Source organism: Actinomadura sp. 6N118, assembly GCF_044326415.1.
Classification (GTDB): domain Bacteria; phylum Actinomycetota; class Actinomycetes; order Streptosporangiales; family Streptosporangiaceae; genus Spirillospora.
The window spans coordinates 195,217-218,554 of sequence record NZ_JBIRAZ010000005.1; the positions used below are offsets into that span (position 1 = coordinate 195,217).

Here is a 23,338-nt window from a genome sequence, read left to right on the forward strand (position 1 = left end):
GACGGCCGAGATCATGTCATCCCGTCTGCATCGCGCGGCGAATCCTCACCATGAACACCGACGGCAGGGGGCGCCCGCAGAGCGGGACGTCAGCCCTTGAAGGTGTGTCCGGGCTCAGCGGCCGTAACCGGTCAGTGAGATCCACGTGCCGAACCGGGTCCAGACGGCAAACGTCACCGGGACATGAGAATTCACCGCCTTCCCCGCGTCCCGGTGATCGTTTTGGCCGTGGTGCGTCAACTCGGCGCGGCATACCGACCCAAGCACCTCAGCCCTTACCAGGGGCTCAGGGGTCACAGAAGAATCGGCCACCTGCGATACCGCACATTTGGAACGTGGACTCAATGCGGTGTCAGTTCGGTGTCAGCAAGTCAGGCTAAGTTCCCTGTAGAAAGCGAGGAATCAAATACCGGATCGGTAAATAGGATGTGCAGGAAAAGAAACTGGAAGTGCATATGCTAGCGATCGATAGGCTGCACGGGCTTCCGCTGTCCGAACGGCGTGAGGAACTCGAAGAACTTGTCGTCACGGAGTTCAAGTCCACGCTGATGATGGCAGATGACGAGGACCTTCCGTTCGATATGAGCTATTTCGAGCTCGGCTTCACCTCGCTGGGGCTCACCGAGATCAAGGAACGGCTTGAAATGCAGCTCGGTCGCAGTGTGAGCACCAACGTGCTTTTCAACAGCCCGACCATGGAACGCCTCATATCGTATTTGGCCGACGAGGTCCTGGCAGATCTCTTCGGCGCTCTGTCAATGCCGACAGGTTGAGGAGCAGCACATGACCACATCCGACGGGGAGGCCAAGGGCGAGGGAATACACGCCTGGCACCGCCAGGCCGTGAACGACCCGAATCCGCAGACGCTTACCGCCACGTCCGCCGGGCATGCCCGGCGGCGCCCAGATCATCTGGCCGTCATCTGCGAAGGCCGTGAGGTGACCTACGCGGAGCTGCACCGTCGCAGCAACCAGACCGCACATGCTCTGCTCGCCGAGGGGCTGCGCCGGGGGGCGCGCGTCGCCTACCTCGGCCGCGAGTCAGAGCACTACTTCGAGATCGCGCTCGGCTGTGCCAAGAGCGGCACCGTGCTCGTGCCGGTCAACTGGCGGCTGACCTCGCGCGAGGTCGATCACATCCTGCGGGACTCGGACGCCGAAGTGCTGTTCGCCGAGCGGGAGTTCCGGCCGGTCGCCGACCGGCTGCGACCCGTCCTGCCCGGGCTGCGCACGGTGATCGAGATGGATACACCCGGCTCTCTCGCGGACGGCTTCCTGGACTGGCGGGCCGGTCACGCCGAGACCGATCTCGATCCCGGCACCGGGCGCGACGACGCCGTCGTGCAGATGTACACCAGCGGGACGACCGGCCTGCCCAAGGGCGTCGTGCTGGCCCACCGCACGTACTTCACCCTGATGGAGCACATGACCCGGGCGGGGCTCAACTGGTACGACTGGCACCCCGAAGACCGCTCCATGAGCTGCTTCTCCAGCCTGCACTCGGCGGGCATGGGCTGGTTCATGGTCGGGTTCGCGGCCGGATGCACGAACGTGGTCATGAGGATGTTCGTCCCGGAGGAGGCGGTGAAGCGCGTCCATGAGGACGGGGTCACGGTGATGCAGGCGGCTCCGGCGATGTTGCGGATGCTGCTGGCCGAGCCCGGCGCCACGCCGGACGCGTTCGCCTCACTGCGCAAAATGATCTATGGGGGGTCGGCGATCGCGCCGCCGCTGCTGCGCCAGTGCATGGAGCGGCTGGACTGCGACCTCGCGCAGATGTACGCGGCGGCGGAGTCGGGCAGCGTGGTGACGTGCCTGGCTCCGGCGGAGCACACACCGGACAATCCGAGGCTGGGCTCGGTCGGGCTGCCCTGCCCGGGCAACGAGGTGAGGATCGTGGGCCGCGACGGGGAGGTCCTCCCCGCCGGCCGGGTCGGGCAGATCCATGCCAGGACCCCCGCCCTCTTCATCGAGTACTGGCACCAGCCGGAGGCGACCAGGGAGGCGCTCGTGGACGGCTGGCTGTGCATGCCGGACGCGGGCTACCTGGACGACGACGGCTACCTGTTCGTCCTTGACCGGCTGGACGACGCCATCATCGTCGCCGGGCAGAACATCTATCCGGCGGAGGTCGAGATGGCGCTGGCCGAGCACCCGGCGGTGGCCGAGTCCGCGGTGGTGGGCGTGCCCGACCAGCGATGGGGCCAGGCGGTCAAGGCCGCGGTCGTGTTCCACACGGATCAGCGGGCGACCGCGCGCGACCTCATGGTCTTCCTGCGTGGCCGGATCGCCGATTTCAAGATTCCCACCCAGTACGACTTCGTGGACGATCTACCCCGCAATCCGACAGGCAAGGTCCTGCGTCGAATGCTGCGCGCGCAAGCGTGATGAACGGGGGCGCGCCGGATCCTTAGGGCCGGCCGCAAAAATCGGGGGCTCCATCATGACCGTGTCCTGGTGTGAGTTCGCTGAGAAATCAGCAATGGGGGTACATGAAATGATCCAATTCTTTGTGCTCGGGCCGCTGGAATGCCGGTCGGTCAATCGTCCTGTGAACATCACGGGAACACTCCAGCGAGCACTGCTCGCGACACTGCTGGCGGCCGAGGGAATCCCCGTATCGGTGGACTCACTGGTCGCAGAACTGTGGGGGGACTCGCCCCCTCCGCACTGGGAGAACGCGCTCCAGGCACATATCAGCAGGCTGCGCCGTCGGATCAACGCCGTCGCCGGCGACCGGCCCACCCGGCTCATCGTCGAGCACTCCGGATATCGTCTGCAGACGGAGGAAGGAACGGTGGACGCGAAAGTGTTCATGCGCAAACTCGACAATGCACGGCTCCTCGGCGCCACCGATCCGAGAACGGCGGCTGATGCGCTGCGCGACGCGCTGTCACTGTGGCGCGGCAAGGCCTTCGGCCTGGTCACCCATGGTTCGCTGTGCCGCACGGTGGCGCAACGCTACGAAACCGCCCGGGTGGTGGCGCTGGAGACGCTGTTCGACCTGGAACTGCGGAGCGGGCGGCACACCGACATCATCCCGATGTTGTCGGAGCTGGTCGAGGCACCGACGCTGAACGAACGTTTCTGCGAGCAACTGATGATCGCGCTCTACCGCTCCGGACAGCAGGCGCGCGCCTTGAGCTCCTACCTCCGGATGCGCGACCGGCTCGACGACGAGCTCGGCGTCGAGCCGACCATCACGTTGCGCAACCTCTTCAACGCGATCCTCAACCACCATCCTGCCCTCCGCCTGGGCGCCGATCACGCGGTGCTGCGCGCCTGACGGCAGTAACTGACGGCAGTTTCCCGGCAGCACCTGACGGCAGTTCCCAGCTGTACCCGGCCGTACCCGGTCATGATCGGCTCCTCGCTCCCCCGCGCCGCCAAGATCATGACCGGGTGCGGCTAGCGGTCGTCGGTGATCCGCAGCAGGCGCCGGCCGAAGTCCGACATGACGGCAGTGGCGTGCTCGCCCACGTAGAAGTGCCCGCCTGGATACTCCTGGTGCCCGAGATACCGGCGGCTGCGTCCGGTCCAGGCCGTCATCGCGTCCGGCTCGACCAGCAGCGGATCCGACCGGCCCGCGTACGACACCAGCGGGCACTCCACCACGGCCCCGTCGTCCTCGTACTGCACCGCGATCCGGAAGTCCGCGATCACCGGCGGCATGACCAGATCCAGCATGTCCGGATCGTCCCAGAGCTCCTTCGGGAAGGCGCCGAGGTCCTTGAACAGCCCGCCGAACTCGTCCATCGAGAGCTTCTCGTGGCCCGGAGGCGCACGGAAGAAGCCCCTCGGTGACCACCCTGACATACCGAGCAGCGACGGCGGCGGATCACCGTCGGCCTCGAGCCGGACGGTCAGCCGGTAGGCCAGCATGGCGCCGATGCAATGCCCGAAGAACGCGTACGGGCGTTCATCGTCCACCGTCTCCAGCACGGCGCGGTGAAGGCCGTCGAGCAGCGATTCCCAGTCGGCGGGCAGCGGCTCGGCGCGCCGGCTCTGCCGCCCGGGCAGCGTCAGCGCCTGTGCGCCGATCTCCGCGGGCAGCAAGCGGGTCCAGCCCCGGTAGGCGGCCGCTCCGCTGCCCGCGTGAGGCATCAGGAACAGGCGGATCCGGGACTCGCGCGGCGGCTCCGCGGGACTGAACCAGCGGCCTGCCGAGACGGCCCGGTTCTCCGTGGTGTCCATCGTCATCCCACCTTCTCCGGCTGCCCGTCGAGGAACTCGGCGAGCGCGCGGGGCGTCGGGTTGTTGAAGATCTCTGGCGTGGCGAAGGAGATCGACAGCACCGCGCAGAGTTCCTTGCGGATCCTGACCGCGAGGAGCGAGTCCATCCCCAGGTCGGTGAAGTCGATGTCGGCCCCGACATCGGCGAGGTCGGAGTACCCCAGCACCGCGGCGACCGTTGTCCGGATCAGCTCGGTGATCGCCGTGCGGCGTTCACCGCCCTCCGGTGTCGCCGGCAACGCCGCCGGGGCGATGTCGGCCGGTCGCGTGACCGCCTGGCCGGCGCCCGCGTCGACGCCGGGACCGGCGGGAGCGGCGGGAGATTCCCCCGCCGGGCCGAGGGGCAGCCGGTACGACCTGCGATCGAACGCGTACGTCGGAAGGTCGATCTTCCGCCCGTGGTGCCCCCGGTGGAAGTCGGGCCACGAGACCGGCTGACCCGCCGCATAGGCCTTCGCGACCGACTCGAGGAGCACCTGGCCGTCCTGGTCGGATGAGTGCATGCTGGCCAGCCAGGCGTGCCTGCCGGGCGGGACGCAGCGCTTGCCCAGCGATGTCAGCGTCGCGGACGGGCCGATCTCGATGAAGAGGTGCTTGCCCCGCCGGTCCAGCGCCCGCATGGCGGCCATGAAATTCACCGGTTCGGCGATATGGCGGGCCCAGTAGCCAGCGGAGAAGTCGCTCTTCCTGGCGACCTCGCCGGACAGCGTCGAGACGAGGGTGATCGCGGGCTCGGTGAACCGGACGCCGTCGAGCGCCTTCCGCAACTCCTCGGCCACCTCGGCCATCAGGGGCGAATGGGAGGCCTGCGACACCGTGAGGCGCGTGAACTCGATGTCCTGCGCGGCCAGTTCGGCGGTGATCGCCGCAAGGGAGTCACGGCCGCCGGAGATGACGCATTGCTGAGGCGCGTTGATGGCGGCGACGGCGACATCCGGATAGGCGGCCAGCAGCGGAGCGACCGTGTCCGCGCCGGCCCCGACGGACACCATGCGGCCGGGGGTGCGCACCGAATCCATCAGCCGCGCCCGCACCGTGATCAGCTTGGCGGCGTCCGCGAGGCTGAGCAGCCCGGCGACCGCGCCCGCCGCGACCTCTCCCATGCTGTGGCCCGCGACCGTGGTCGGCCTGACTCCCCACGACATCCAGAGGCGGGCGAGCGCGTACTCGATCGCGAACTGGACGGGCTGCCCGTACTGGGCCAGGCGGAGCGCCTCGGCGTCCTCCGTTCCGCATGTCCCCAGCACCATGCTCTTGATCGGACGGCCGGCGAGCGGGGTCAGCAGCTCGTCGCAGGCATCCAGTTCCTCGGCGAACACGGGGTGCCGCCGGTACAGCGCGGCGCCCATGCCGGGGGTCAAGGGGTTCAGGCCCGAGAAGAGGAACCCGACTTTGCGGGCGCCGCCGGGCAGCCCGCCGCTTTCCACGGTGGCCAGCATCTCCTCGAGCCTGGCGGCGAGGTCATCGGAGCCGGTCACCACGCCGGACACCCGATGACGGAAATGCGCACGGCCGACGTTGGCGGTGTAACACAGGCCGGCGATGTCGAGGTCGGGCCGGCCGGCCGCCCACCCCCGGTAAGCCCGGATCTGCTCGGCGAGCGCCGGGACCGACTTGGCGGAGATGGTCAGCACGTGACCGTCGCCGGGCTCGGGCGCCTGTTCGAGCGCCTGGGCGACCGATGGCGCCTTCTTCGGCGCCTCTTCCAGGACGGCCGAGGCTATCGTCCCGGTGAACCCGAACGAGTTCACCATCCCCCGGCGGACGTCGGCCCGCCACGGCTCCTGCCGTGTGGGAACGCGAACCGGCCAGGTCTCCCAGGCGATGCGGCTGGAGGGCTTGTCCAGGTTGAGATGCGGGAACACGGTGCCGTAGCGCATTTGCAGCACCGTCTTGACCACGCCGCCGATGCCGGCCGCGGCCTCCATGTGCCCGATGTTGGTCTTCAGCGAGGCGACCAGGAGCGGATCGTCCGCGCTGTGCGACGGACCGAAGACCTCGGCGATCGAGGCCATCTCGATCGGGTCGCCCAGGGGCGTGCCGGTCCCATGGGCCTCCACGTACTGGATGTCACCGGGCTCGAGGTTCGCGCCGGCCAGTGCGGCGCGCATGAGTGCTTCCTGTGCGAGGCCGTTGGGGGCGGTGAATCCGGCGCTCTCGCCGTCCTGCCGCACCGCGGTGCCGCGGACCAGGGCCAGCACGGTGTCGCCATCCCGCTCGGCGTCGCTGAGCCGCTTGAGCACGACCACGGCGCACCCTTCGGCGCGGCCGTAGCCGTCGGCGGACTCGTCGAAGGTCTTGCATCGCCCGTCGGCTGAGAGCGCCTGCATGTCGGTGAGCAGCACGCTGCTGTACGGGTGGTGGATGACGCCGACGCCACCGCACAACGCGAGCTCGCATTCCCGGCCGCGCAGGCCGTTGACCGCGAGGTGCAGCGCGGCCAGCGACGACGAGCAGGCGGTGTCCACCGACATGCACGGACCGCGCGCACCCAGGAAGTACGAGACCCGTCCCGCCACGGCCGCGTTCAGGACCCCGCCGGCGAGGTACCCGTCCATGTCCTCGGCTGCGAGCGCTCCGATCTCCCACGCGAAGTCCAGGGCGCTGGCGCCGAAATAGACCCCGACATTGCCGTGCCGCAACCCGGCGGCGTCGATATTGGCGTTCTCCAACGCTTCCCATGACGTTTCCAAGGCCAGGCGCTGCTGCGGGTCGATGCAGCGCGCCTCCTTCGGGGAGATGTTGAAGAACGAGGCATCGAACTGGTCGACTCCCGTCAGGAACCCTCCGCTTGCGGAGCTTATTCGCCCGTTTCCGTCACCGTCGGCTCCAGCGAATTCCGCGGCATTCCACCGGTCCGATGGAATGGACATGATCGCGGACTTTCCCGAGCCGAGATACTCGGCGAAGGCGCCGAGGGTCGTGCTGCCTCCCGGCATCCGGAGGCCGATTCCCACAATCGCGATGGGCTCGTGCAGCCGCTGGAGCTGCGACTCGTAATCACGGATGGTCTCACGTGCCGCGCCAAGCTCAGCTTCGATCGTCATGCGGGCCAATATGCCAGGCGCTCCTGATACGCGACTGTTTCGGCACTGACTCATTGCACGTCAGAACGCGGTCAGCGGATTATCAGAACCCCCTGCGAGGATTCCGCGGAGACGGCAAGAAAGACGGAGACAATCATTCTGGAGCGAACCTGTGGCTGATCCTTTTGAAAACGAGGAAGCGAGCTATCTCGTTCTGGTCAACCACCAGGGCCAGCATTCGTTGTGGCCGGAGGCGATCGACGTGCCGTCCGGCTGGCAGGTGGTGTTCGGCCGTGGCGAAAAGGGGGCCGGGCGGCAGGAATGCCTGGACTACGTGTCGGAGAACTGGACGGACATCACGCCGCTGAACCGGTCCCCCAGGTGAACGTGCGATGACCGACACCATCGCCACCGCACAGGCGACGCTGTGCCAGATCATCGCCGACGTCGTCGACCGTGAGCTCGTCGGTCCGCGGGACGGCTTCTTCGAGGTGGGCGGGGACAGCGTCCTGGCCGTTCAGGTCGTGGCCCGCGCCCGCGAGGCGGGCCTCGTGCTCAGCGTGCGCGACCTCTTCGACCACCAGACCCCCGAGTCACTGGCCGCCGTGATCGGCGATCTTGCCGCCGCCGGCACCGCCGCCACTGCCGCCGGAACGGGTGGAACCGGTGGCGATTCCGCGGAATCACCGCTGATGACCTTCGCGGACGACGAGTTCGGCGATTTCGAGGAGCTCGGCGCCGGCCGCCCCGACGGCGGCGACGAAGGCGAGGGCGAGGGCGAATGGGAGATCATCACATGAACCGCGCCGACATCGAGTGCGTCCTGCCGCTGACTCCCCTGCAGGAAGGTCAGCTGTTCCACGCCGAGTTCGACGAGGACGGCCCGGGTCTCTACAACATGTACCTGTCGGCCCTGCTGTCCGGGCCGCTGGACGTCGCCGCGCTGCGGTCCGCCTGTGCGCGGTTGCTGGCCAGGCACCAGTGCATGCGAGCGTGCTTCCGCCGCAACCGCGAGAACCAGATCGCCCAGGTCGTGCTCCGCGAGGTGCCGCTGCTCTGGCGGCAGGTCGATCTGTCCGGCCTCCCCGAGCCCGAACGCGCCGAGCGGCTGGACCGACTGGAACGGGAGACCCGGACGGAGCGCTTCGACCTCGCGAAGCCGCCCCTGACCCGGTTCGTGCTCGTGCGGCTGACGCCGGACAGGCACCGCTTCATCCTCTGCACCTATCACGCCGTTCTGGACGGCTGGTCTTCCTGGTTGCTGCTGGGCGAGCTGGCACGGCTCTATGAACAGGGCGGGGACGCCTCCGGCCTGCCGGAGCCGCCGCCCTTGGAGGACTACTACCGCTGGCTTGCGAAGCAGGACCGCGCCGCGGCGGAGGAGGCGTGGCGGACCTCGCTCGCCGGCCTGGCGGGCCCGACCATGCTGGCGCCGTCCGGGCCCGAACGATGGCTGGCCGACAGCGAACGGTTCGGCGCCCGGCTTCCCGCCGAGCTGGTCACGAAGCTGCAAGCCCTCACGCGCGGCCGCGGCCTGACGATGAACACCGTCTTCCAAGCGGCGATGGGGCTCGCTCTGGGCACCGCCACCGGCCAGAGCGACGTGGTGTTCGGAGGAACGGTCACCGGCCGTTCTCCGGAGGTGCCGGGCATCCAGAACATGGCGGGGATGTTCCTCAACACGGTGCCGGTCCGGGTCCGCCAGGACCTGTCCCGGCCCGAGACGGTCGCCGCCATGCTGGCGCGGATCCAGGCCGAGCAGGCGCGGCTGATCCCCCACCACCATCTCGGCCTCGTCGACATCCGCCGTGCGGCGGGACGGCCGGAGCTGTACGACGTCCATCTGTCGTTCCAGAACTTCCCCGGGGCCGGCACGACGGGCGGTTTCCCGATGTCCGACGTGCGGACCGACGTCAGGACCGACTACACGCTGAGCATCGCCGTGCAGGCGTCGGGCGACGTGATCGACCTGGACGTCGAGCACCGGCCCGGCCTGTTCGATCGGGAGGGCGCGGACGCACTGGCGGCACGTCTGGTGCGGGTTCTGGAGGCGGCGGCGACGGCGCCGGACGTCCCGGTGAGCCGGGTCCCGGTACTGGCGGCCGAGGAACGGCGGGCACTGCTTGAGCTCGGGCAGGGCGAGCCCGCGACGGCCGGACCTGACCTGGTCCCGGAGCTGTTCGCGGCACGGGCGGCGACGGTGGAGCCGGGGCTGACCGCCGTGGTCTACGGCGACGTGGAGGTGTCGTTCGGCGAGCTGGCCGGACGGGTGAATCGGGCGGCCCGCCGGCTGATCGCCGCGGGCGTGGACATCGGCGACCCGGTGGCGGTGTTGTTGCCACGGTCGGCGGACTCGGTGGTGGCGATGCTGGGGGTGCTTGCGGCCGGGGCGATGTACGTGCCGGTGGACGTGTCCTATCCGCCGGAGCGGGTGCGGTTCATGCTGGCCGATTCGGCACCGCAGGTGGTGATCACTACGGCGGAGCTGGCGGCGTCGGCCGAGTGGCCGGGCGGGGCACGGCCGCTGGTGCTGGACTCCCCCGAAGCCGAAGCCGAAGCCGCGGCCGAACCGACGGCCTCGACGGACGGGCCGGTCGACCCGGCGGAGCGCCGCGCCCGGCTCACGCCGGCGGACCCGGCGTACATGATCTACACCTCCGGCTCGACGGGCCGGCCGAAGGGCGTGGTCGTCACGCACCAGGGCCTGGCGAACCTGTTCGCGTTCGCGTGCGGCGAGGTGATCGAGCCGGCGGCGCGGCGGTCCGGACGGCGCCTGCGAGCGAGCCTGGTCGCCGCGCTGTCGTTCGACGCCTCCTGGGACATGGTGCTGTGGCTGCTGGCCGGCCACGAGCTGCACGTGCTGGACGACGACGTCCGCCGCGACGCGCACGCGCTGGCCGGCCATGTCCGCGAACACCGGATCGACGTCGTCGAGGTCACGCCTTCCTATGCCGAGCAGCTGATCGAAGCGGGGCTCCTCGCACAGGGCGGGCCGTCCGTGCTGGTTCTGGGTGGTGAGGCGGTGGATGCCGGGCTGTGGGAACGGGTCGTTCGGACCGAGGGCCTGACGGGCTGGAACTTCTACGGTCCCACCGAATGCACGGTGAACTCGGTGGTCGCCCGCGTGAGCGGTGACGGGCCGGTGATCGGCCGTCCCGTGCCGGGCACGCAGGCGTACGTACTGGACGAGTGGCTGCGCCCCGTCCCGGCTGGGGTCCCGGGCGCGCTGTACCTGGCCGGACCGCAGGTGGCCCTCGGGTACTGGGGCAAGTCGGGCCTGACCGCCGAGCGGTTCGTGGCCAACCCCTTCCAGGCGGCAGGGGGACGGATGTACCGCACCGGCGACCTTGCCCGCTGGACCCGCGACGGCGTACTGGAATTCCTCGGCCGGGCCGACGACCAGGTGAAGATACGCGGATTCCGGATCGAGCCCGGCGAGATAGCCGCCGTCCTCACCGAAAGCCCGCTGGTCCGCCAGGCCGCGGTACTGCCCGGCAAGAACGGCCTGGTGGCCTACCTGGTGCTCGCCGACGCCGTCGACTCCGACTCCGACTCCGACGACAACCGCGTCGACCTCGACGACGCCGATGTCGGCGAGCTACGCCGGCACCTCATGACCAGGCTTCCCGACCACATGATCCCGTCGGCTTTCGTGCCGCTCGACGCCCTGCCGCTCACACCCAACGGCAAGCTCGACCGCGGCGCGCTCCCCGACCCCGGCGCCGCGCGAGTCCCGGCCGGCCGGCCTCCGCGTACCGGTCGGGAAGAGGTGCTGTGCGGCCTGTACGCGGAGTTGCTCGGCCGCGAGCCGATCGGGATCGACGACGACTTCTTCGCACTCGGCGGCCACTCGCTGCTCGCCACCCGCCTGACCAACCGGATCCGGACCGAGCTCGGCGCCGAGCTCTCCGTCCGGACGGTGTTCCGGGCACCGACCGTGGCCGAGCTCGGCGCCGCGCTCACGGACGCCCGTCCCGCCCGTCCCGCCCTGCGGCGCCGTACGGCGAGGACCTGAGGAGGCACGATGATCCCGCTGTCCTTCGCGCAGCGACGGCTCTGGTTCCTGAACAAGCTGGAAGGCCCCAGCACGACCTACAACATGGCGGGGGCGCTGCGGCTGCGGGGCCCTCTGGACCGCACGGCGATGGCGGCGGCCATCACAGACGTCATCGGTAGGCACGAGCCACTGCGCACGGTGTTCCCGACCGTCGAGGGAGAGCCGTACCAGCAGGTCCTGGACATCGATCAGGCCGGCCTGCGTCTGGAGATCAGTGAGCCCGGGCCCGGTGGCCTGGCGGAGGCCATGGACCGGGCGGCGAACCACGTCTTCGACCTCACCGCCGACCGGCCGCCGTTCCGCGCGACGCTGCTCGTCGCCGGCCCGGACGAGCACGTGCTGATGCTCGTGGCCCATCACATCGCCGGGGACGGCTGGTCAACGGCTCCGCTGCTGCGCGACATCGGGCGCGCCTACCAGGCGCGAACCGGGGGACGGGAGCCGGACTGGGAGCCGCTCCCCGTCGACTACGTGGACTACGCGTTGTGGCAGGCCGAGTTCCTCGGCCGGGCGGACGATCCCGGCAGCGTGCTCGCCGAACAGCTCGCGTTCTGGGCCGGGGAACTGAAAGGCGCGCCCGAGTGCCTCGCCCTGCCCGCCGACCGGCCCAGGCCGCCGGCCGCCACGTACCGCGGCGACACCGTCTTCCTGAGGGTGGACGCGGAACTGCACGCCCGTCTCGCCGACCTGGCGCGGGCGAACGAGGCGACGATGTTCATGGTGCTGCACGCCGCGCTCGCCGTGCTGCTGAGCAGATGGGGCGCCGGCCAGGACATCCCGGTCGGGTCACCGCTGGCCGGGCGCACCGACGAGGCTCTGGACGATCTGGTCGGATTCTTCATCAACACGGTGGTCGTACGCACGGATCTCTCCGGCGACCCGGCTTTCGCGGAGGTGCTGGGCCGGGTGCGCGAGCGGGTGCTGGCGGCCCTGGAGAACCAGGACGCGCCGTTCGAGATGGTGGTCGAACACCTCAACCCCGAGCGGTCACCGGCCCGCAACCCGCTCTTCCAGGTCATGCTGACGCTGCAGAACGCGCCGCGCGACGCGGACCTGATCCCCGGGCTGAAGGCGGAGATGGAGGCGGTGCGCACGCCGACCGCCAAGGTCGACCTCTCCTTCACGCTGACCGAGGAGCTCGGCCCCGGCGGCCTGCCCGCCGGGCTGACCGGCGACCTCGAGTACGCGCTCGACCTGTTCGGCCGGGAGAGTGCCGAAGCGCTGGCCGGAGGGCTGGTACGGGTGCTGGCGGCGGTCGTGGCGGCTCCGGACGTCCCGGTCGGCCGGCTGGACGTGCTGACGGTCGACGAACGGCGGGTGCTGCTCGCCCTGGGGCAGGGCGAGCCGGCGACGGCCGGACCCGACCTGGTGCCGGAGCTGTTCGCCGCGCGAGCGGCGGCGGAGCCGGAGGCGACCGCACTGGTGTGCGGGGACGTCGAGCTCCCGTTCGGTGAGCTGGCCCGGCGGGTGAACCGGCTGGCTCGACGGCTCGTCGCGGCGGGCGCCGGGCCCGGGGATCCGGTGGCGGTGCTGGTGCCGCGATCGGCGGACTCCGTGGTCGCGCTGCTGGCCGTGCTGACGGCCGGAGCGATGTACGTGCCGGTGGACGCGTCCTCTCCTCCGGAACGAGTGCGGGCCATGATGGCCGACGCGGCACCGATGCTGCTGATCACCACGGCCGAGCTCGCGGAACAGGCCGACCTCGATGTCCGGCGGCTGACGCTGGGCTCGGCCGACGCGGAAGCCGAGCCGACGGGATGGCCGGACGGCCCGGTCGGCACGGCGGAGCGCCGCGCCCGGCTCACGCCGTCGGACCCGGCGTACATGATCTACACCTCCGGCTCGACGGGCCGTCCCAAGGGCGTGGTCGCCACTCACCAGAATCTGGCGAACCTCTACGCGTTCCTGAACGGCGAGATCTTCGAGCCCGCGGCCCGGCAGGCCGGACCGCGGTTCAAGGCGATCTCGGTGAGCGCGCTGTCGTTCGACGCTTCCTGGGACACGGTCCTGTGCCTGCTGGCGGGTCACGAACTGCACCTGCTGGACGACGACGTCCGCCGCGACGCACGCGCGCTCATCGACTACGTCCGCCGCCGCGAGATCGATGTGGCCGACGTGACCCCCTCGTACGCCGAGCAACTCATCGAGGAGGGCCTCCTCGACGAGCGGAACCGGCCATCAGTGCTGATCCTGGGCGGTGAAGCGGTGGGAGCCGGGCTCTGGGAACGGGTCGCCCGGACCGAGGGCCTCACGGCCTGGAACATCTACGGCCCCACCGAATGCACCGTCGACGCGGTGATCGCCCGGATCCGCGGCGACCGGCCGATCCTCGGACGCCCGCTGCCCGGCACCCGGGTGTACGTGCTGGACGAGTGGCTCCGCCCGGTCCCCCTCGGTGTCCCGGGCGCGCTGTACGTGGCCGGTGCACAGGTGACGCGCGGCTACTGGCACCGCCCGGACCTGACCGCCGGACGGTTCGTCGCCGACCCGTTCGGCGCTCCCGGTGAACGGATGTACCGCACCGGCGACCTCGCCCGCTGGACCCGCGGCGGCGTGATGGAGTTCCTCGGCCGGGCCGACGACCAGGTCAAGGTGCGCGGGTTCCGGATCGAGCCGGGTGAGATCGCCGCGGTCCTGGCCGGGAGCCCGCTGGTCAGGACGGCGGCGGTGGTCGTACGCGACGGCGCTTTGGTGGCCTACCTGGTCCTCGCCGACGGCACCGCCGACACCGGCGAGGTGCGCCGCCACGCGATGACCGAGCTGCCCGACTACATGATCCCGTCGGCGTTCGTGCCGGTCGACGCTCTGCCGCTCACACCCAACGGCAAGCTCGACCGCGACGCCCTCCCCGATCCCGCCACATCGCACGCCCCCACCGGCCGAGGCCCGCGCGACCACCAGGAGGAGGTGTTGTGCGGCCTGTTCGCCGAGCTGCTCGGCCGCGAGCCGATCGGGATCGACGACAACTTCTTCGCGCTCGGCGGTCACTCGTTGCTGGTCACCAAGCTGGTCAACCAGATCCGGAGCGACCTGGGCGCCGAGCTCTCCGTCCGGGCGGTGTTCCAGGCGCCGACCGTGGCCGGGCTCAGCGCCGAGCTCGCCGGCGCCAGGCCCGCGCGGCCCGCGCTACGCCCGATGACCGACCCGGCGATGACCTGAGGAGAGACGATGATCCCGTTGTCGTTCGCGCAGCGACGGCTGTGGTACCTGAACAAGCTGGAGGGCCCCAGCGCGACCTACAACATCCCGGGAGCGCTGCGGCTGCGGGGGCCGCTGGACCGCCGGGCGCTGGCCGCCGCGCTGAACGACGTCGTACGCAGGCATGAGCCGCTGCGGACGGTGTTCCCGGACGTCAAGGGAGAGCCGTACCAGCAGGTCCTGGAGGTCGAGCGGGCACGCCTGGATCTGGAGATCGTCGAGCCCGATCCCGATGACCTGCCGGCGGCGATGCGCGAAGCCGGGAGCCATGTGTTCGATCTGGCCGCCCCCAGGCCGCCGCTCCACGCGACGTTGTTCGTCGTCGGCCCCGGCGAGCACGTGCTGATGATCACGATGCACCACGTCGCCGGGGACGGCTGGTCGACGGCTCCGCTGCTGCGCGACCTCGGGCTCGCCTACCAGGCACGATGCGAGGGGCGTGAACCGGACTGGGAGCCGCTGCCCGTCCGCTACCTGGACTACACGTTGTGGCAGACCGAGCTGCTCGGGAAGGCCGATGACCCCGGCAGCGTCCTCGCGGGCCAGCTCGCCTTCTGGGCGAAGGAGCTGGCGGACGCGCCGGAGTGCCTGCCGCTGCCCACCGACCGGCCGCGTCCCGCGTTCGCCGGGAATCGCGGCGACACCGTCTCGCTGAGGGTGGACGCGGACCTGCACGCCCGTCTCGCCGACCTGGCGCAGGCGAACGGGGCGACGGTGTTCATGCTGCTGCACGCCGCGCTCGCCGTTCTGCTGAGCAGATGGGGCGCCGGTCAGGACATCCCGGTCGGGTCACCGCTGGCCGGGCGCACCGACAGGGCGCTGCACGATCTGGTCGGGCTCTTCATCAACACGGTGGTCATGCGCACGGACCTGTCCGGGGATCCCACCTTCACCGAGCTGCTGGGCCGGGTGCGCGAGACGGCCCTGACGGTGATGGACAACCAGGACGCGCCGTTCGAGATGGTGGTCGAACACCTCAACCCGGAGCGGTCACCGGCCCGCAACCCCCTCTTCCAGGTGATGCTGAACGTCCTGGTCATGCCGGCGCCCACGGACCTGCTGCCGGGGCTGTCCGCGGAGATGGAGCCGGTACGCACGCCGACCGCCAAGGTCGACCTCCTCTTCACGTTGACGCTGCACTCGGACCCCGATGGCAGGCAGGCCGAGATGGGCGTCGACGTCACGTACGCCCTCGATCTGTTCGATCGGGAGACCGCCGAGGCGCTGGCGGGAGGCCTGGTACGGACACTGGAAGCCGCCGTGGCTGCGCCGGACGTCGCGGTGAGCCGAATGGAGACGCTGACCGCCGAAGAGCGGCGGACGCTGCTGGAGCTCGGGCAAGGCGCGCCCGCGGCGGCCGGGCCCGACCTGATCCCGGAGCTGTTCGCGGCACGGGCGGCGGCGGTGGAGCCGGGGCTGACCGCCGTGGTGTGCGGGGACGCCGAGATGTCGTTCGGCGAGCTGGCCGGACGGGTGAACCGGCTGGCCCGATGGTTGATCGCGGCGGGCGCCGGCCCCGGGGACCCGGTGGTGGTGGCGTTGCCGCGGTCGGCGGACTCGATGGCGGCGATGCTGGGGGTGCTGGCCGCCGGGGCGATGTACGTGCCGGTGGACCTGTCCTATCCGGCGGACCGGGTGCGGTTCATGCTGGCGGACGTGGCGCCGCGCGCGGTGATCACGACGGCCGGGCTCGCGGCGGGGGCGGCGGGTCCCGGTGTCCCGGTACTGCCGCTGGGTTCGGCGTCGGCGGAGGCCGAGCTGGCGGGACTGGCGGACGGCCCGGTCGACCCGGCCGAGCGCCGAGGGACATTGTCGCCGTCGGACCCGGCACACCTGACCTACACCTCCGGGTCGACGGGCTGGCCCAAGGGCGTGGTCGCCACCCACGAGGGCCTGGCGAACCTGTACGCGTCCTTGCGCGGCGAGGTGATCGAGCCGGCCGAACGGGAGGCCGGGCGACGGCTACGGGCGGGTCTGGTGACCGCGCTGTCGTTCGACGCGGTGTGGGTCATGGTGGTGTGGCTGCTGGCCGGCCATGAGCTGCACGTGCTGGACGACGACGTCCGCCGCGATCCCCACGCGCTGGTCGGCTATGTTCGCGAGCACGGGGTGGACGTACTGGAGGTCACCCCCTCCTATGCCGAGCAGCTCATTGAAGAGGGGCTGCTCGAGCCGGGCGGCCCGTCGGTGCTGATCCTCGGCGCCGAGGCGGCGGGGGCCGGGCTGTGGGAGCGGATCGGCCGGGCCGAGGGCGTGGCGGGCTGGAACTTCTACGGCCTGACCGAGGGCACGGTCGACTCGGTGGCCGCCCGGGTGAGCGGTGACCGGCCGGTGATCGGCCGCCCGCTGCCGGGCACCCGGGTGTATGTGCTGGACGAGTGGCTGCGGCCGGTTCCGCCCGGGGTGCCGGGCGCCCTGTACCTGGCCGGTGCGCAGGTGTCCCGGGGGTACTGGGGCCGTCCCGCACTGACCGCCGAACGGTTCGTGGCCGACACGTTCGGCGCTCCCGGCGAACGGATGTACCGCACCGGCGACCTGGCGCGCTGGACCCACGACGGCGTCCTGGAATACCTCAGCCGGGCCGACGACCAGGTGAAGATACGCGGGTTCAGGATCGAGCCCCGCGAGATAGCCACCGTCCTGGCCGAAAGCCCGCTGGTCGCTCAGGCCGCGGTGGTTGCCAGGGAGGAGAGGCTGGTGGCCTACCTGGTGCCTGCCGACGCCTCCGCCGACGCCGGCACCGGCACCGGCACCGGCACCGCGGACGATGCCGACGCCGGCACCGGCGAAGTGCGCCGCCACGCCATGGCCAGGCTTCCCGACTACATGGTCCCTTCGGCGTTCGTCACCCTCGACGCCCTGCCGCTGACCCCCCACGGCAAACTCGACCGCCGGGCCCTCCCCGACCCCGACTACACGGCACCGGGTTCCGGTGACCACGCCGCCCGTACCGCCCGCGAGGAGGCGCTGTGCTGCCTGTTCGCCGAGGTACTCGGCCTGGACGCGGTGGGCGTCGACGACAACTTCTTCGCGCTCGGGGGGCATTCGCTCCTGGCCACACGGCTGGTGAGCCGGATCCGGGCGGCGCTGGGAACGGACCTGTCGGTGCGGCTGTTCCTCCAGGCGCCCACCGTGGCCGGGGTCATCGAGTCCCTCGCGGCGGACCCCGCCGCGCAGGCCCGGATCGACCCGGTGGTGCCGATCCGGACATCCGGCGGACAACCTCCCCTGTTCTGCGTGCATCCGGTCTCGGGAGTGGCCTGGTGTTACTCCGGGCTGCAGCGGCACCTGCCTCCCGACCTCCCCATCTATGGCCTCCAGCTGGAGATGTCCGGCGAGCCGGCTCGGCCGCGGGACCTCGAGGAGCTCACCGCGAGCTACGCCGGCCGGATCCGTGAGATCCAGCCGGCGGGCCCGTACCGGCTCCTCGGCTGGTCGCTGGGCGGGACCATCGCGCACGCCGTCGCCGGCCGGCTGCAGCGCGAGGGCGAGCGGGTGGAGTTCCTCGCTCTCCTGGACTCCTACCCCAGCAATCCCTGGCTCCTGGACATGGATCCGGCGGCCATGCGCGGCGAAGTCGAGCTGGCGATCCTGGTCACCATGGCCCAGGATCTCGGCCTGGACGTCGAGGCCGTGGACGATCCGCGATCGCGGCAGCGGATGAGGCAGGCGGTCGCCAGGGGCTTCGGGCTCCCGGAGGAGATCCTGGCCGACCTCCCGCACGCGGCGGGGAACCTCATCCGGATAGCCCAGGGCGACGAGCACGAGGTCTTCCACGGGGATCTGGTCTTCGTCAAGGCCGCGGGCACCCCCCTCGGCGACACCGACGCGACGGAACTGTGGCGGCCGTACGTCAACGGGACCATCGACCATCGCATCATCGGCTGCGAGCACTTCGAGATGATGAAACCCGGGCCGGTGGCTGAGATCGGAGCGCTGCTCACGGCCAGGATGGTGGCCTGATGGCTCCGGTCGGCGGATCGGGCACCGCCACCGCCGAGGCCGCCACCGGTGGCGGCGCGCTGCGGGGGCGGGACTTCCGGTTGTTGTGGGCGGCGGAGACCGTCAGCAAGACGGGCACCGCCGTGACGACCTTCGCGCTGCCCCTGGTCGCGCTGCAGACGCTGGGCGCGAACACCCTGATGATGGGTGTGCTGAACGCCATGATCTGGCTGCCGTGGCTGCTGGTCGGGCTGCAGGCGGGGGTATGGGCGGATCGCCGCAACAGGCGGCCGCTGATGATCGGCTGTGAGATCGCCTCGGCGCTCCTGATCGTGAGCGTCCCGGTGCTGGCCTGGCTCGACGCCCTGACCATGGGGTATCTCCTCGTGATCGCGTTCGCCTCCGGGTGCTCGACCGTCCTGTTCACCGCGGCGTACAACGCGTACGTGCCGTTCCTGGTCGGCAAGAGCGAGCTCATGGACGCGAACTCGCGCCTGATGGGCAGCGAGCAGGCCGCCAACATCGCCGGCCCCGGCATCGGCGGTCTGATCACCCAGCTCGTCTCGGCCGTTCTCGGGCTGGTCGTCGACGCGTTCAGCTTCGTGGTCAGCGCCGTCTGCCTGTGGTCCATCCGGGCGCGAGAACCGTCCGATCGCCCGGGCGACCGGGCGGAGCGGGCGCGGACCACGTTCCGCGCCGACATCGGGGCGGCGGTCAGGTTCGTGGCACGGGATCCCTATCTGCGGATCATCACCGCGAGCAGCACCTCCACGAACCTGCTCATGGCCGGTATCCAGGCGCTGGTCGTGGTGTTCCTGGTCCGGGACGCCGGGCTCAGTCCCTGGGCGGTCGGCGCCACCACGATCACGATCAGTGTCGGCGGAGTGCTCGGCGCCTTCATCGCGCCCCGGGTCACCGGCCGCCTGGGAACCGCCAGGACCCTGCTCACGGCCCCGGTGACCGACTGCTTCCTCCTGCTGTTCCCGTTCGCCGGCCACGGCCCGCTGCTGGTGGTGGCGCTCGCCGGGACCCTGGTGTGGGCCACGGGCATCGTCGTCAGAAACGTGACGGGGGGCGCTTTCCGGCAGGCCTACTGCCCGCCTGAAATGCGCGCCCGGGCCGCCATGACCATGCGGTTCACCTTCTTCGGAATCTGGCCCATCGGCAGTCTCCTCGGCGGCGTGCTGGGCAGTGTCCTGGACGTCCGGACGGCGCTGTTCATCCTCGCCGGCGCGAATGTCATCACCGACATCTGGGTGTTCATCGGCCCGATCAAGCGCAGCAGAGATCTGCCGACCGAATTCGCTAAATCGCCGGGCGAGAGCGCCGCATAAGCGTCACCGGACCGCCGGGCCGTCCGCATTCCGCATTCCGCATTCCGCATTCCGCATTTCGCAGCCGATCGCGTCAGCTTCACGTCAGCACCCAATGCGACAATTATCACAATTTCAGTGTGCAATTTCGAAGGGAGAATGAGCGTGCATAGAATTCGGATGTTGGCGGCGCTGGCCGCGGCCGTCGGAACGGCGATCGCGCTGACGGCGGGGTTGCCAACGGCCTCCGCAACGGGGGCGGGAAACCGGGGCGGAGCCACCGCCGCGGTGATGGGCGTGGCCGGCCCGGCCACCCAGTTCCCGCGAAACGATCAGGACATGCCGACGTTGGCGGTCGACCCGGTCCACCCGAACGTCGTGGCGGCGACCGCGAACGACCTGGTGGACCTGCAGCGGTGCTCGAAGGAGGCCGCCACCCTGGGAGCGGCGTGCAGCCTTCCCGCCAGCACGACGGGAGGAGGCGGCGGGTTCAACCGCGGGGTGGGGTTCAGCGGCGTGTACTTCTCGTACAACAGCGGCCGCCGATGGAGCCAGCCCACCTATCAGGGGCTGACGGCGGCCGGATGCGATCCCGAGGTGGAGCCGTGCACGCCCAAGCCGGGACCGATCCACACGGTCCCCAACTACTACGAGAAAGGCCTCGCGGCCCGCGGTGGGAGCTCCGTGGCCTTCGGCCCGGTGTTGCGGAACGGCAGGTTCTCATGGGCGAACGGCTCGCGACTGTACCTGTCCTCGCAGGGCGCGACCTTGACCAATACGCCGATCGAGCCCGGTCGCATCGACAGCAAGCGGGCCCTGATGGTGTCGCACATCGACGATCCGACACCCGCCCGGGCCGCCGACCAGTCGAACTGGTCGACCCCGGTCATCGTGCCGGAGCGCACCCCCGCCATATCGAACCCGACCCAGGGCCAGATCTGGGCCGACAACGCCGCCAGCAGCCGGTACTTCGGCCATGTCTACACGTGCTGGAACGACTTCCGGATCGAGGGGCTCAACGGCGCCGGCCCCATCGAGCCCACGGTGGGCGTGTCCCGGGACGGTGGCCGGACCTGGGCGAGCCAGGGGTTCGCCCCGCCGGTCAACTCGGCCGCCGACGGCTATCGCCAGTCGTGCACGGTCCGTACCGACAGCCACGGCGTGGTCTATCTGTTCATCAATCACTACACCGGGCAGTTCCCCTCGTTCGAGCCGTCCGGAAAGCTGACCATCGTCAAGTCGTTCGACGGCGGCGCCACGTGGACGAAGCCGGCCGACTTCATGCCGATGAACACCGGCTGCTTCTATGTGGACCGGCTCGGCAACCGCTGCACCGAGGCGGGGCCGGCGGGCACCGCGAACGAGCAGGGGCCCAGCGTCGGCATCGCCAACGGCGCGCCCACCGGGGCCGGCGCCACGAACGAGATCGTGCTCGCCTGGTCCGACGGCCGGTTCGGCCAGAACCAGGAGTCGGCACTCCTCTCCTACTCCAGGGACCGCGCCAGGACGTGGTCCACACCGGCGAGGATCTCGCTGCCGGGCGACCGGGTCCTGTACACCGCCGTCGCCATCGCACCCGACGCCTCCCGCGTGTACCTCACCTACAACGCCTACACCACACCGTTCAGCCCGACGACGGCGAAACCGCGGTTGTTCCGCGGGATCCTGCGTTCGGCGGCGATCGGCCGGCGCGGTGAGCCGGCCGGCTGGAAGACCGACTACGCGGGGCCCACCGGGGACGCGCGAGGCACCAGCTTCGTCACCTGGAACTACCCGGAGTTCCTCGGCTACCACGTCTCCGCCATCGCGACCCGCCGCTACGGCGCCGGCGCCTGGACCGACGTGTCGCGCACGGCCGACTGCCCGGCCATCGACGTGTGGCGGCAGAAGTCCCTCGACGCCGGCAAGATCCTGACCCCGGCGCCGTGGCCGCTGGCGGAATGCCCGGCGAAGTTCGGAAACTCCGACATCGTCAGCGCGACGACCGCTCGCTAGCACAACGCCACCGCCCGTCCTGGTCAGCGACAGCCGGCTGATCAGGACGGGCGGTGGCATGGCCGAACTTCGTGCGGACGCCCCGTCGAGGACGGACTAGGGCGCACCGGCCGCCAGGAGCCGTTCGAGCTCCATCAGCGCCGCGTCGGCTGCCCTGCCGACCTCCACATCGTCAGGGGCCGCCGCGCACGCGCCGAGCATCTCGACGACCTCGGCTCCGGCCGCGGCGATCTCATCGGGCTCGTTCACCATGACAATTCCTTCCGGGTCTCAGACGGCGTTGCACGCACGGAAGACGTGCACCAGGGCCGGGATGCTGGCCTTGCCCTGGAAGGCGATGTACTCGGGCAGGACGACGTCCTGCTTCCACTTCTCCTTGTAGGCGTACTGGGTCTGCGCCGGGTAGATGTGCCCGCCGTTGGTCCAGAGCTCCTTCATGAACCACTGGAAGGCGCGGCTGTGGCCCGGGAACTCGTGCTCGGCGGAGAGGGCCGAGAAGGGCGTGTAGCCGAAGTGGAGCCACTCCACCCCCTCGGCCTGGAACGTCTCGATGGCCGTCTTGTTGATCGCTTCCATCACCCCGGGCGGGGAGTCCGGCCGGCGGCGGCTGAGGTCGTGCATCCAGCCGGGCCGTGAGCCGTAGACCGGGGAGTACGAGATGTAGCCGGTCAGCTCGTCGCCGCGCACCCCGGCGAAGAGCCGGCGCAGGTGCTGGTACGGCCCGCCGTACTCGCCGACGAGGAACTCCAGCGGCCTGGCGCCGCCCTTGGAGCCCAGCCAGGCCGTGTCGAGCGTCCTCATCTCGTCGTGCCACGCGCCGAGCGGCGCCTCGCTGATCGTCAGCCCGCTGCGCACGGCTCGCGCGATCTTGTTGCGCAGCTGCATGAACGCGGTGCCGCGCAGGCTGAACGAGTCCAGCCGCAGCGCGTACGAACCGCCGATCTGGTTGACCGTGAAGCCCTCGTCCAGGTATTCGGCCGTGTCGGCTCCCTGGAGCTGGATGGCCACGATCTCCCGGTCCTGCTCGGCGGCCAGGTCGAGAAAGGCGCGCAGCAACCGGGGGCGTGCCTCCTTGGGCGCGAATGGGCCGCCGAACTGCACCAGGTATCGCCCGGTGGGCCGGTACACGATCACGCCCGGCGTGTCCGGCAGACGCAGGTAACTGTTGCCCTCGTTGACCGCGAGGAACGAGCTGGGATTGTCCGCGTCCGGGTACCGCTGGATGGCCTCCAGCGCAATATCTGATCTCGTAAGCGTCTCGGTCATCGCAATGCCCCCATTCATGACGGTGCTCGCAAGATTTATCGCATACAGATACGCGAATATCAAGGCCACGAAAAGGTCAGTTACGAGTCAGCAGCGGATCAGGGCCATCCGTCATGATGGCTTTAGCGAAACACAAGTGAACATCGAAGCAGTAACCCTGGAGAGGTTCCCAAAGTGGCCTAATGGGGCCCGGCGTCAGCCGGGAAGGCGCTGTTCAGGCGCCTACGCAGGTTCGAATCCTGCCCTCTCCGCGACGACAAGAATTCGCGTTTTCTGTCTTGGCGCTATTGGCGCTTTCTAGGAGGATC

General features: G+C 70.2%; 14 protein-coding genes and 1 tRNA gene. 11 read left to right on the plus strand and 4 right to left on the minus strand.

Features of this window, described 5'->3' with window-relative positions; all coding sequences use genetic code 11:
• The first annotated feature begins 428 nt into the window (after positions 1–428).
• The 3 genes from ACH34W_RS14515 (at position 429) to ACH34W_RS14525 (ending at position 3,286) form a co-directional block, all read left to right on the plus strand.
• The gene (locus ACH34W_RS14515) at positions 429–773 is read left to right on the plus strand and encodes an acyl carrier protein (protein ID WP_395961371.1); all 345 of its coding nucleotides are present in this window, start codon (positions 429–431) and stop codon (positions 771–773) included.
• 10 nt (positions 774–783) lie between these two features.
• Positions 784–2,388 (plus strand): long-chain-fatty-acid--CoA ligase, encoded by a 1,605-nt coding sequence (locus ACH34W_RS14520; RefSeq protein ID WP_395961372.1) that lies wholly within the window; start codon positions 784–786, stop codon positions 2,386–2,388.
• 163 nt (positions 2,389–2,551) lie between these two features.
• On the plus strand, positions 2,552–3,286 hold the full coding sequence (locus ACH34W_RS14525) for a BTAD domain-containing putative transcriptional regulator (RefSeq protein ID WP_395961373.1): 735 nt from the start codon (positions 2,552–2,554) through the stop codon (positions 3,284–3,286).
• A 122-nt stretch (positions 3,287–3,408) separates the two neighbouring features.
• Here the strand turns inward: ACH34W_RS14525 and ACH34W_RS14530 are convergent, their stop codons facing one another.
• Complete coding sequence (locus ACH34W_RS14530; protein ID WP_395961374.1) at positions 3,409–4,194, minus strand: thioesterase II family protein; 786 nt, start codon at positions 4,192–4,194, stop codon at positions 3,409–3,411.
• A gap of 2 nt (positions 4,195–4,196) precedes the next feature.
• Complete coding sequence (locus tag ACH34W_RS14535) at positions 4,197–7,280, minus strand: type I polyketide synthase (RefSeq protein ID WP_395961375.1); 3,084 nt, start codon at positions 7,278–7,280, stop codon at positions 4,197–4,199.
• A gap of 151 nt (positions 7,281–7,431) precedes the next feature.
• Here ACH34W_RS14535 and ACH34W_RS14540 point away from each other — a divergent pair, with 151 nt between their 5' ends.
• The 7 genes from ACH34W_RS14540 (at position 7,432) to ACH34W_RS14570 (ending at position 21,764) form a co-directional block, all read left to right on the plus strand.
• Positions 7,432–7,644 carry an MbtH family protein gene (locus ACH34W_RS14540; protein WP_395961376.1) on the plus strand — a complete coding sequence of 71 codons (213 nt, stop codon included), beginning with the start codon at positions 7,432–7,434 and terminating at the stop codon, positions 7,642–7,644.
• A 7-nt stretch (positions 7,645–7,651) separates the two neighbouring features.
• The gene (locus tag ACH34W_RS14545; protein ID WP_395961377.1) at positions 7,652–8,059 is read left to right on the plus strand and encodes a phosphopantetheine-binding protein; all 408 of its coding nucleotides are present in this window, start codon (positions 7,652–7,654) and stop codon (positions 8,057–8,059) included.
• Positions 8,056–11,274, plus strand: a complete 3,219-nt coding sequence (locus tag ACH34W_RS14550) for an amino acid adenylation domain-containing protein (protein WP_395961378.1) — start codon at positions 8,056–8,058, stop codon at positions 11,272–11,274. The genes ACH34W_RS14545 and ACH34W_RS14550 overlap by 4 nt, the downstream gene beginning before the upstream one ends.
• A gap of 9 nt (positions 11,275–11,283) precedes the next feature.
• Positions 11,284–14,475: an amino acid adenylation domain-containing protein gene (locus tag ACH34W_RS14555; protein WP_395961379.1), complete on the plus strand. Its 3,192-nt coding sequence runs from the start codon at positions 11,284–11,286 to the stop codon at positions 14,473–14,475.
• Between the two features lie 9 nt (positions 14,476–14,484).
• Entirely contained in the window at positions 14,485–18,477 is a 3,993-nt protein-coding gene (locus ACH34W_RS14560; protein WP_395961380.1) for an amino acid adenylation domain-containing protein, read from the plus strand.
• A complete protein-coding gene (locus tag ACH34W_RS14565; protein ID WP_395961381.1) occupies positions 18,477–19,790 on the plus strand; it encodes an MFS transporter in 1,314 nt (437 codons plus the stop codon). The genes ACH34W_RS14560 and ACH34W_RS14565 overlap by 1 nt, the downstream gene beginning before the upstream one ends.
• Before the next feature lie 144 nt (positions 19,791–19,934).
• Positions 19,935–21,764 (plus strand): sialidase family protein, encoded by a 1,830-nt coding sequence (locus ACH34W_RS14570; protein ID WP_395961382.1) that lies wholly within the window; start codon positions 19,935–19,937, stop codon positions 21,762–21,764.
• 96 nt (positions 21,765–21,860) lie between these two features.
• Here the strand turns inward: ACH34W_RS14570 and ACH34W_RS14575 are convergent, their stop codons facing one another.
• Both ACH34W_RS14575 and ACH34W_RS14580 read right to left on the minus strand, forming a co-directional pair.
• Positions 21,861–22,016: a hypothetical protein gene (locus ACH34W_RS14575; RefSeq protein WP_395961383.1), complete on the minus strand. Its 156-nt coding sequence runs from the start codon at positions 22,014–22,016 to the stop codon at positions 21,861–21,863.
• A gap of 18 nt (positions 22,017–22,034) precedes the next feature.
• Positions 22,035–23,030: a bifunctional lysylphosphatidylglycerol flippase/synthetase MprF gene (locus ACH34W_RS14580; RefSeq protein ID WP_395961384.1), complete on the minus strand. Its 996-nt coding sequence runs from the start codon at positions 23,028–23,030 to the stop codon at positions 22,035–22,037.
• 159 nt (positions 23,031–23,189) lie between these two features.
• Between ACH34W_RS14580 and ACH34W_RS14585 the strand changes: the two genes are divergently transcribed.
• A tRNA-OTHER gene (locus ACH34W_RS14585) sits at positions 23,190–23,281 on the plus strand.
• Positions 23,282–23,338 lie beyond the last annotated feature (57 nt).

Excerpts from the sequence above, each read along its gene's own strand:
- ACH34W_RS14565 (WP_395961381.1), top strand. The coding sequence starts at position 18,477 with ATGGCTCCGGTCGGCGGATCGGGCACCGCCACCGCCGAGGCCGCCACC.
- ACH34W_RS14550 (WP_395961378.1), top strand. The coding sequence starts at position 8,056 with ATGAACCGCGCCGACATCGAGTGCGTCCTGCCGCTGACTCCCCTGCAG.
- ACH34W_RS14535 (WP_395961375.1), bottom strand. The coding sequence starts at position 7,280 with ATGACGATCGAAGCTGAGCTTGGCGCGGCACGTGAGACCATCCGTGAT.
- ACH34W_RS14560 (WP_395961380.1), top strand. The coding sequence starts at position 14,485 with ATGATCCCGTTGTCGTTCGCGCAGCGACGGCTGTGGTACCTGAACAAG.
- ACH34W_RS14555 (WP_395961379.1), top strand. The coding sequence starts at position 11,284 with ATGATCCCGCTGTCCTTCGCGCAGCGACGGCTCTGGTTCCTGAACAAG.
- ACH34W_RS14530 (WP_395961374.1), bottom strand. The coding sequence starts at position 4,194 with ATGGACACCACGGAGAACCGGGCCGTCTCGGCAGGCCGCTGGTTCAGT.
- ACH34W_RS14580 (WP_395961384.1), bottom strand. The coding sequence starts at position 23,030 with ATGACCGAGACGCTTACGAGATCAGATATTGCGCTGGAGGCCATCCAG.
- ACH34W_RS14575 (WP_395961383.1), bottom strand. The coding sequence starts at position 22,016 with ATGGTGAACGAGCCCGATGAGATCGCCGCGGCCGGAGCCGAGGTCGTC.
- ACH34W_RS14520 (WP_395961372.1), top strand. The coding sequence starts at position 784 with ATGACCACATCCGACGGGGAGGCCAAGGGCGAGGGAATACACGCCTGG.
- ACH34W_RS14545 (WP_395961377.1), top strand. The coding sequence starts at position 7,652 with ATGACCGACACCATCGCCACCGCACAGGCGACGCTGTGCCAGATCATC.